The sequence below is a fragment of the Roseovarius sp. genome (assembly GCF_030373445.1).
Classification (GTDB): domain Bacteria; phylum Pseudomonadota; class Alphaproteobacteria; order Rhodobacterales; family Rhodobacteraceae; genus Roseovarius.
On the sequence record NZ_JAUCYU010000002.1, the window covers coordinates 476,643 to 486,166 of the forward strand.

11 protein-coding genes are annotated in these 9,524 nt (G+C 67.7%); 1 reads left to right on the top strand and 10 read right to left on the bottom strand.

All coding sequences use genetic code 11. The annotated features are described in order from the left end of the window. Positions 1-17 precede the first annotated feature (17 nt). Complete coding sequence (locus QUV18_RS05910) at positions 18-677, bottom strand: SDR family NAD(P)-dependent oxidoreductase (protein WP_300892504.1); 660 nt, start codon at positions 675-677, stop codon at positions 18-20. A gap of 114 nt (positions 678-791) precedes the next feature. Between QUV18_RS05910 and QUV18_RS05915 the strand changes: the two genes are divergently transcribed. Beyond that, on the top strand, positions 792-1,391 hold the full coding sequence (locus QUV18_RS05915) for a biotin transporter BioY (RefSeq protein ID WP_300892505.1): 600 nt from the start codon (positions 792-794) through the stop codon (positions 1,389-1,391). A gap of 57 nt (positions 1,392-1,448) precedes the next feature. Here QUV18_RS05915 and QUV18_RS05920 read toward each other — a convergent pair whose 3' ends face one another. The 9 genes from QUV18_RS05920 to alr form a co-directional block, all read right to left on the bottom strand. Beyond that, complete coding sequence (locus QUV18_RS05920) at positions 1,449-1,895, bottom strand: DUF1284 domain-containing protein (RefSeq protein ID WP_300892506.1); 447 nt, start codon at positions 1,893-1,895, stop codon at positions 1,449-1,451. A gap of 33 nt (positions 1,896-1,928) precedes the next feature. Then, the gene (locus QUV18_RS05925; RefSeq protein ID WP_300892507.1) at positions 1,929-2,267 is read right to left on the bottom strand and encodes a hypothetical protein; all 339 of its coding nucleotides are present in this window, start codon (positions 2,265-2,267) and stop codon (positions 1,929-1,931) included. A 126-nt stretch (positions 2,268-2,393) separates the two neighbouring features. Next, positions 2,394-3,845 carry an amidophosphoribosyltransferase gene (gene purF, locus QUV18_RS05930; protein ID WP_300892665.1) on the bottom strand — a complete coding sequence of 484 codons (1,452 nt, stop codon included), beginning with the start codon at positions 3,843-3,845 and terminating at the stop codon, positions 2,394-2,396. Positions 3,846-3,976: 131 nt separating this feature from the next. After that, positions 3,977-4,534 carry a CvpA family protein gene (locus tag QUV18_RS05935; protein ID WP_300892508.1) on the bottom strand — a complete coding sequence of 186 codons (558 nt, stop codon included), beginning with the start codon at positions 4,532-4,534 and terminating at the stop codon, positions 3,977-3,979. A 25-nt stretch (positions 4,535-4,559) separates the two neighbouring features. Continuing rightward, positions 4,560-5,924 carry a DNA repair protein RadA gene (radA, locus tag QUV18_RS05940; protein ID WP_300892509.1) on the bottom strand — a complete coding sequence of 455 codons (1,365 nt, stop codon included), beginning with the start codon at positions 5,922-5,924 and terminating at the stop codon, positions 4,560-4,562. 7 nt (positions 5,925-5,931) lie between these two features. Continuing rightward, positions 5,932-6,411 (bottom strand): paraquat-inducible protein A, encoded by a 480-nt coding sequence (locus tag QUV18_RS05945; protein ID WP_300892510.1) that lies wholly within the window; start codon positions 6,409-6,411, stop codon positions 5,932-5,934. Between the two features lie 484 nt (positions 6,412-6,895). Continuing rightward, positions 6,896-7,642: an ATP-binding cassette domain-containing protein gene (locus QUV18_RS05950; RefSeq protein ID WP_300892511.1), complete on the bottom strand. Its 747-nt coding sequence runs from the start codon at positions 7,640-7,642 to the stop codon at positions 6,896-6,898. Then, entirely contained in the window at positions 7,639-8,424 is a 786-nt protein-coding gene (locus QUV18_RS05955; protein ID WP_300892512.1) for an ABC transporter permease, read from the bottom strand. The genes QUV18_RS05950 and QUV18_RS05955 overlap by 4 nt, the downstream gene beginning before the upstream one ends. Continuing rightward, positions 8,421-9,464: an alanine racemase gene (alr, locus tag QUV18_RS05960; protein ID WP_300892513.1), complete on the bottom strand. Its 1,044-nt coding sequence runs from the start codon at positions 9,462-9,464 to the stop codon at positions 8,421-8,423. The genes QUV18_RS05955 and alr overlap by 4 nt, the downstream gene beginning before the upstream one ends. Between the last annotated feature and the right edge of the window lie 60 nt (positions 9,465-9,524).

The window sequence follows — 9,524 nt, forward strand, 5'->3', positions numbered from 1 at the left end:
AGCCGGGTCCGGCCACGTCAGGCGGTCAGGGCCTCCGACAGCAGGCGCTGTGCCTCGTCCGCCGTCGGCGTGAGCGTCGCGCGGTCTTCGCCGGGGAAGAAGCGGGCGCGGGTGGCAGTGGGCATTGGCTTGGGCTGGAGGATGTGGACGCGCGGGCCGATCTTGTCGGATTCGGCCTGCCAGCTGCGGGCGAGGGCCGTCTGGGCGGCCTTGGTGGCGCCGTAGGCCGCGAAGAACTTGTCGCCGGCATGGGGGTCGTCGAAGAAGAGCGCGGTGCCGTGCTCGCCCAGCAGCGGCGCGAGGAAGGGGATGAGGCGGCCGGTGGCGGTGATGTTGACGGCGACCGACTTGTCCCAGTCCTTGGGGTCGAGATGGCCCGCGGGGGTGAGCGGGGCGGCGTGGATGGCGCAATGCGCCCAGAGGTCGACCTTGCCCCAGCGGTCGTAGATCGAGCGGCAGAGCTGGGCCATGGCATCGGGGTTGGTGATGTCCATCGGCGCCAGCGTGGCCTGGCCGCCGCGGGCCTTGATCCGGTCGTCGAGCTCTTCCAGCGCGCCGGTGGTGCGGCCCACCGCGACGACGTGGAAACCGGGCGCGAGCGCCTCGGCCAGCGCGGCGCCGAGGCCGCGGGAGGCGCCGGTGACCAGCGCGATTTTCGGGGGTGACGTGTCGCTCATGGGCCGGGGATGTCCCACCGCGCGGGGGGGAAATCAAGTGCAATCGCTTGACTTCCACCCTGCAAAGGCGAAAAAGTCGCACAGGTTTTTAAAGCAAAGGACGTGAGGACGATCATGCGCGATACAACTCTGGCCGGGGCCGTTATCGGTCGCGACACACTTCTGAAACAGGCGGCCCTGGTGCTGGGCGGGACGATGTTCATCGCGCTGGCCGCGCAGGTGAGCATCCCCTTCTTCCCCGTGCCGATGACGCTGCAGTCGCTGGCGATCCTGATCGTGGGCCTGACCTTCGGCGCGCGGCTTGGTGCAGTGACGCTGGTGGCGTACCTGGCCGAAGGCGCGATGGGCCTGCCGGTCTTTGCCAACGGTGCCTCGGCGCCGGCGCTGCTCGGGCCGTCGGCCGGGTTCCTGTATGGCTTCGTGCTGATGGCGTGGCTGGCCGGCCTGTCCGCCGACCGCGGGCTGGCGCGCGGCGTGGTGTCGACCTCGATCGTAACACTGGTGGTCTCGGCGATCCTGTACATCCCCGGCGGGGCATGGCCGATGGCCGTTGCCGAGGTTTCGGGGATCACCGGCAAGTGGGTCGGCTCGTCCATGGACGTGGTCTGGACCTACTATGTCGCGCCCTTCCTGCTGGGTGACGTGGTCAAGTCGGTCATCGCGGCGATGGTCGTGACCGGCGGCTGGAAAGCGCTTCAGGCCCGCAAAGGCTGAGCCTTACACCATACGAGCTTCAGAGCGCCGTCCCGGTTCGGGGCGGCGTTTTGCGTTTCAACTTTCCCTGGATACTCGATCCGCGGCTTCGGCGTGCAGCTCGTCCAGGGCGCTTTCGCACAGTCCCAGTTCGAGCCACTGGCAGCCCGCGCAGAGCGAGGCAAGCGCGCCCGGGGGCACGCGCTTGACGATGCGGCGCTTGGCCTCGCCCCAGGTCAGGCGGGAACCGGCGAAGAGGCCGAGCGCGCGGGCGTGGCGGGCGTCGAGCGTGGCGATTTTCGACTGGCTTTCGCAGAGCTGGCCGCGGCGCTTGGGGCAGGGGCCGCAGATATCGTCGGCGGCGCCCACCACCTCGATCTCGACGTCGTCGCCGCCGGGCGCGCGGAGGCGCCCGTCGATGATCCCGGACATGTTGGCGACGAAGCCGTCGGAATAGCCCTTGCCCTGGAAGCCCAGCGAGCAGAGGAAATGGTGCGGGCGGTAGCGAAGGGGCGTGTCACTCATGACGCGGCAGGATGGGGCGCGGCGGCGATGCCGTCAAGTTTCGTCCTCGTCGCGGTCGGGCCGGGCGTGGGGCCGGATGCGCGAGGGGGTGGCGAACTTGACCTGCGGCATAGTGAGCCGGCGGGCGAGGCCATCCTCGGCCAGGTGCAGCGTGCCCGGTTCGATGGCGGTGACGACGGCGCGGCCGAGATAGTCGCCGCGGGCAAGCTTGTGAATGCCACCCGCCGGGCTGCGCACCAGCGCCATGCTGGAATCGTCGCCGCGGATGAAGGTGCCCAGCAGGACGGCCGTGTCGAGCGGGATCACGTTGGTTTCGGTGGCCTTGAAGGAGGTGACGAGCCCCTCGGGGATGAAGTCGGTTTCTTGTGCCATTGGTCCGGTCTTTAAGATGCGAAACGGCGCGCCAGTGGCGCGCCGAAAACGGGGATTTATGACGGAATGGCGACAGGTGAAAGGGCGCGAGATGTCCTTGCGCGGAACTCTGCCGGCGGGGCGGCGCTACTCTGCCGCCTTGAGCTGGAAGCCCTTCTCGATCTGGTCTGAGGGTTCGACCGGATAGTCGCCCGAGAAGCAGGCATCGCAGTATTGCGGGCATTTCGTGTCGCGGCCCGACGCCTCGCCCACGGCGCGGTAGAGCCCGTCGAGCGAGATGAATTTCAGGCTGTCGACGGCGAGGTGATCGCGCATCTCCTCTTCCGACATGGTGGCCGCCAGCAGCTTGTCGCGCTGGGGCGTGTCGACCCCGTAGAAGCAGGGCCATGCCGTGGGCGGGCTCGCGATGCGGAAATGGACCTCGGCCGCGCCGGCGTCGAGGATCATCTCCTTGATCTTGCGGGAGGTGGTGCCGCGCACGACGCTGTCGTCGACGAGGATGACGCGCTTGCCCTCGATCAGGGCCCGGTTGACGTTCAGCTTGAGCCGGACGCCCATGTTGCGGATCTGCTCGGTCGGCTCGATGAAGGTGCGGCCCATGTACTGGTTGCGGACGATGCCCATGGCGTAGGGAATGCCGCTTTCGTGGGAGAAGCCGATGGCCGCCGGCGTGCCGCTGTCGGGGACCGGGCAGACGAGGTCGGCATCGACCGGCGCCTCGCGGGCCAGTTCCACACCGATCTGGTGGCGGGTTTCATAGACCGAGCGCCCGCCGATGATGCTGTCGGGGCGGGAGAAGTAGACGTGCTCGAAGATGCAGAAGCGCGACTTGGCGGGGCGGAAGGGCCGGTGGCTTTCCACGCCTTCGTGGTTGATGACGACCATCTCGCCCGGCTCGATCTCGCGGACGAAGCGGGCGCCGATGATGTCGAGCGCGCAGGTCTCCGACGAGAGCACCCAGCCATCGCCGACCTGGCCCAGCACCAGCGGGCGCACGCCCAGAGGGTCGCGGACACCGATCAGCTTGGTGCGGGTCATGGCCACGACCGAGAAGGCGCCTTCGACCCGGCGCAGCGCGTCTTCCATCCGCTCGGGGATGTTGCGCTGAAGCGAGCGGGCCATCAGGTGGATGATGCACTCGCTGTCGGAATTCGACTGGAAGATCGAGCCGCGCTCGATCAGTTCGCGGCGGAGCGCGTCGGCATTGGTGATGTTGCCGTTATGGGCGATTGCCGCGCCGCCCATCGCGAACTCGCCGAAGAATGGCTGCACGTCGCGGATGACGGGCTGTTTGCCGCCGGCGGTGGAATAGCGCACGTGGCCGATGGAGAGCGGCCCGGGGAGGGTTTCCATCAGCGATTGGCGGGTGAAGTTGTCGCGCACGTAGCCGAAGCGCCGGGCAGAGTTGAAACCCTGCTCGGGGTCATGGCTGACGATGCCGCCGGCCTCCTGCCCGCGGTGTTGCAGGGCATGCAGGCCGAGGGCCACGAAGTTGGCGGCATCGGTGACACCGATGACGCCGAAAATACCGCATTCCTCGCGCAGTTTGTCGTCGTCGAAAGGATGGGCGGGGGGCATTTGCTTGGGCAAGGGGCAGCTCCGAATCTCACGGTATGCCAGTCGCCTCCTACATAGGGCGGCGACCCGCCGATGTCACGAAACTATCAAGAAAGTGATGTGACGGAAGGTCAGGTGTTGCAGGGACGTGCTCAGGAGGCGTCGCAGGCGCCGACCAGTTGCTCGTATTGCAGGGTGATCCAGCCGAGCGCCGCCTCGGGATCGCGATCCTCGACGCTGTCGGTGAGCCGGGCGAAGACGCGGGCCGAGCGGCTGTCGTCGATGATCTCGATATCCTGGCTGGTGATGACCGTTTCGTAGACGAAATAGGCGATGGCGACGAGCAGCACGCCGCGGGCCACGCCGAAGAGGAAACCGAGTGCCTGGTCGACGCCGCCGAGGGCCGAGCGCTGGACCAGCGAGGAAAAGAGCGGGGTGATAAGCGAGGCGACGATCAGGGCGACCGCGAAGATGGCGGTGAAGGCCGCGATCATGGAAAGCTCGCAGCTGTCGGCGATGAAGTCGCCCACCACGGGGATTTCCTTGACCAGCGGCTCGATCTGGGGCGCGAAGAGGAAGGCGAGGATGCCCGCCGCGACCCAGCCGGCGATGGCCAGCGCCTCGCGGACGAGGCCGCGGGAATAGGCCAGCAGGGCCGAGAGCACGATGACGAGCGCCACGACGCCGTCGATGATGGTAAAGCCTTCCATGAGCTCTTCCTGTCCCTTTGTTGCGCTAACCCGCGCCGAAGATATCGCCGACGAAGGCGGTCAGATCGCCGTATTCGTCAAGGCGCATGCCACCCGCTCCGCCCGGCTTTCCGCCGGACGGCACAATCGCGGACGTGAAACCAAGTTTTTGCGCCTCTTTCAACCTGTTTTCGGTCTGGGACACCGGGCGGAGGGCGCCGGAGAGGCTGATTTCGCCGAAAACCGCGGCCTCGGGGGGGAGCGCGATGTCTTCGCGCGCGCTGAGGAGGGCCGAGGCGACGGCGAGGTCGGCGGCGGGTTCGGAGATCTTTATGCCGCCGGCGACGTTGAGATAGACGTCGAGCCCGGCGAAGGGGATGCCGCAGCGGGCCTCGAGCACGGCGAGGATCATGGCGAGGCGGGCGCTGTCCCAGCCGACGACGGCGCGGCGGGGTTGGGCCGTGGTGGTGGGGGCGACGAGGGCCTGGAGCTCGACCAGCAGGGGGCGGGTGCCCTCGATGCCGGCGAAGACGACGGAGCCGGGCGAGGGGGTGCCGCGGCCCGAGAGGAAGAGCTCGGAGGGGTTGGCGACCTCCTGCAGCCCGCTGCCGGTCATCTCGAAGACGCCGATCTCGTCGGCGGGGCCGAAGCGGTTCTTGACCGAGCGGAGGATGCGGAACTGGTGGCCGCGCTCGCCTTCGAAATAGAGGACCGTGTCGACCATGTGTTCGACCACGCGGGGGCCGGCGATCTGGCCCTCCTTGGTGACGTGGCCGACGAGGATGACCGAACAGCCCTTGCGCTTGGCGAAGGTGGTCAGTTCATGGGCCGCGGCGCGGACCTGGGCGACGGAGCCGGGGGCGCTGTCGACGGTGTCGACCCACATGGTCTGGATCGAGTCGATGATGACGAGGCCGGGGGACTCGGAGTCCAGAGTGGTCAGGATGTCGCGCAGGGAGGTGGCGGTGGCGAGTTTCACCGGCGCGTCGGAGAGGCCGAGGCGGGCGGCGCGGAGGCGGATCTGGGCGGTGGCTTCCTCGCCAGAAATGTAGAGGGTTTTCAGACCGTTGCCGGCGAAGCGGGCGGCGGCCTGGAGGAGCAGGGTGGACTTGCCGATGCCCGGATCGCCGCCCACCAGCGTGGCCGAGGCCGGGACCAGACCGCCGCCCAGAGTGCGGTCGAGCTCGGCGATGCCGGAGCTGGAGCGGGGGGGCGGGGTTTCCTGTGCGGCGAGGTCGGTGAGGGCGATGGCGGCGCCGCGTTTGGAGCCGAGGGATTTCTTGCCGGGGCCGGCGGAGAGGGGGGCTTCCTCGACGATGGTGTTCCATTCGCCGCACGCGTCGCAGCGGCCGGACCACTTGGTGTGGACGGCGCCGCAGGCGGTGCAGGTGAAGGAGGCTTGCTTGGCCATGGGGGTGTTAGTGCCTGCTGTTTGGGTCGGTGGCAAGCGGCTCGTCGCGCCCTTGCAGGCGCGCCTCGCGGGCCGTGAGGATCGAGAGGGCGAGGGAGGCGAGGATGCAGGCGGTGAAGAGGTAGAGGCCCCAGGCGGTCTCGATCCGGCCGATGCCGATGCCCTTGGCGATGGTGATGTAGAGGGCGATGAAGAAGATGTCGGCCATGGCCAGTTTGCCCAGTATATGCAGGGCCGGGAGCACGGCGCGGTCGAGCAGGTGGAAGTGGACGAGGGCAAGGCCGAGGGTTTTGAGGTAGGGCGCGAAGAGGGCGAAGATGGTGACGATCAGGGCGAGGATGACGTCGGATTGCCAGAGGGACTGGAGCCCGGAGATGACGGAGATTTCGGAAAGGCCGAAGAGCGGCAGCATGCCGGCGCGCATCATGGGGGCGAACCACGAGACGGGGAAGAGAACGAGGAGGGCGAGGTTGGCGTAGCGGAGCATGGCGTCGGGTGTGTGAAAGGTTAGGCAGAGGTAAACGGTGCGGACGGGGGCGGCAAGCGTGGTGTGCGCGGGGTTTTGGGCGAATCGCGGTTAATGGCTTTGTTTTGCGGGGAAAGGGCGGGTCGGTATCGCGTCGGTATAACGTCGGTATTGCGTCGGTGTTTTTCGCGGTGGGTGGCGGGGTTAACGGGGCGTTCGGTGGGGGTGGGGTTTGGTGAGGGGTTTTGGGGGTAGGGTTTGGGGTTTGAGGCGCCGGGCGAGCGCCGGCCCGTGGGGAGGCGCTGTAACGGAGCTGGATCGCACTTTATGGTGCCGAATACATCTTACCTAATAACGTCACGCCACACCGGCCAAAGCGCCTGCCCGTGGGGACGGGCCGGCGCTCGCCCGGCGGCCTTCGGCCTCGATTCCGGGCGTGTGCCATAGTCATCCGTGGGCGGGTTCGAAGGAGCGGGGCGTGGTGGGTTGGCACCCACCCTACGGATCACCGCACCGCTTCGATCGGGCCGTCGGGGCTGCCGGTGATGAACTGGGCGAGGTAAGGATCGCCGGACGCGTCCATCTCCGACACGGGCCCCGTCCACTGGATCACGCCGTCATGGAGCATGGCGACATTGTCGGCGATGGCGCGGACGGAGGTCATGTCGTGGGTGATGGTCATGGCTGTGGCGCCCATCTCGGTGACGATCTCGCGGATGAGGTCGTTGATGACGCCGGCCATGATCGGGTCGAGCCCGGTGGTGGGTTCGTCGAAGAAGATGATCTCCGGCTCGGCGGCGATGGCGCGGGCGAGGCCGACGCGTTTCTGCATGCCGCCCGAGAGCTCGGCCGGGTAGAGATCGGCCTGTTCGGGCTTGAGGCCGACGCGGCGGAGTTTCTCGATGGCGATCTCGCGGGCCTCGGCCTTGGGCCGTTTGAGCGAGCCGCGCAGGAGGCGGAAGGCGACGTTCTGCCAGACGGGCAGCGAGTCGAAGAGGGCGCCGCCCTGGAAGAGCATCCCGAAGCGGGCGAGGAAGGCGTCGCGGTCGCCTTTCGTGACGTCCTTGCCGTCGAGGGTGATGAGGCCGCTGTCAGGCGTGACGAGCCCGAGGATGCATTTCAGCGCGATGGACTTGCCGGTGCCCGAGCCGCCGATGATCACCATCGAGCTGCCCGAGGGGATCGTCAGGTTCACCCCGCGCAGGACGCGGTTGGCGCCGAAGGATTTGTGGATATCGCGAAGCTCTATCATAGCGAGAAGAAGATGCTGGTGAGGAGGAAGTTGGCGGCGAGGATCAGGACGGCGGCGGCTTCCACGGCGGACTTGGTGGCGCGGCCGACGCCCTGGGCGCCCCGGCCGGTGTTCATGCCGTAATAGCAGCCGAGCAAAGTGGCGATGAAGCCGAAGGCGGCGCCCTTGACGAGGGAGGAGACCACGTCGCGCGCCTCGATGAAGTCGAAGGTGTTCTGGAGGTAGGCGGAGGCGTTGAAGCCGAGGCTTCTGACCCCCACGACATAGCCGCCGAGGATGCCGATGATGTCGCCCACGCCCACCAGCAGCGGCACCATGATGAGGCCTGCCAGCACGCGGGGCACGGTGAGGTATTTCATCGGGTGGGTGGAGAGGGTGACGAGCGCGTCGATCTGCTCGGTCACCTTCATGGTGGCGATCTCGGCGGCGATGGAGGAGGTGACGCGGGCCGCGACCATCAGGCCCACGAGCACGGGGCCGAGTTCACGGACCATGCCGATGGCGACGATCTGGGGGACGACCGCCTCGGCATTGAAGCGGGAGCCGCCGGAGTAGATTTGCAAGGCCAGCGCGCCGCCGGTGAAGATGGCGGTGAGGCCGACGACGGGCAGGCTAAAATATCCAACGTTCAGAAGGCTTTGCAGGATTTCCTTCAGGTAGATCGGCGGGTGGACGACATGGGAGAGCGTGGCGCCCCCGTAGATGGCCAGCCGCCCGATGAGTGCCAGCCCGCCCATCACCGCGCGGCCGATGGCGGCAAGGAAGGCGGTGAGCCAGCTCATCCGCCGATATACCGCCGGGAATAGCGGGGGCCGAGGGAGGTGAGGATCTCGTAGCCGATGGTGTCGGCATTTTCGGCGAGCGTGTCGATCGACTGGTGCCGGCCCATGAGTTCGAGCGTGGCCGGGTCGGAGCCGGAGGGCAGGTCGGTGATGTCGACGCCGATCAGGTCCATCGAGATGCGGCCCGCGATGGGGCAGGGCGTGTCGCCGGCGTAGAGGTGGGTTTTGGGCCCGAGGGCGCGCAGGATGCCGTCGGCATAGCCCGCCGAGACGGTGGCGATGCGGGTTTCACGCGCGGCGGTGAAGCTGTTGGCATAGCCCACGGTTTCGCCCGGCTCGAGGGTGCGGCACTGGATGACGGGGATGTCGAGCGTGACCACGGGCGTGGCGTCGATATAGGGCAGGCCGCCATAGGCGCCGATGCCGGGGCGGGTCATCTCGAAATGATAGTCGGGGCCCAAGAGCACGCCGCCGGTATTGGCCAGCGACCGGGGCACGCCGAGCCCGTCGGTGAGGCTGATGAAGGTCTTGAGCTGCTGGGCGTTCATCGGGTGGTCGGGCTCGTCGGCGCAGGCGAGGTGGCTCATCAGCAGGGTGGGGCGCTGTTCCAGCGCGACCTGGGCCACGGCACCCCATTCGGCGGGCTCCATCCCGAGGCGGTTCATGCCTGAATCGAGCTGGATGCCGAACGGGTGGCCCGGCAGCGCCTCGACATGGCGGATGAGCTGGTCGATGGAGTTGATCATCGGCACGAGGTGGGTGTCGTGGATCATGTCGGCATCGCCCGGCATGTGGCCGGAGAAGACGTTGATGACGGGGTCGGGCCCCAGTTCCTGGCGCAGGGCCGCGCCTTCCTCGGCCATGGCGACGAAGAAGGTGCGGGCGCCTTCCTTTTGCAGGGCGCGGGCCACCTTGCCCGCGCCGAGCCCGTAGCCGTCGCCCTTGACCACGGCAGAGGTTTCGCCCGCGTTCATCGCCGCGAGGTTGCGCCAGTTGGTGCAGATCGCACCGAGATCGATTGTCAGTTTTCCGGTACCCATGGGACGGGTTTTGACAGTCTGGGCGGAGGGGTCAAGCGGAAAGGCGGCCGATTGGTGCGA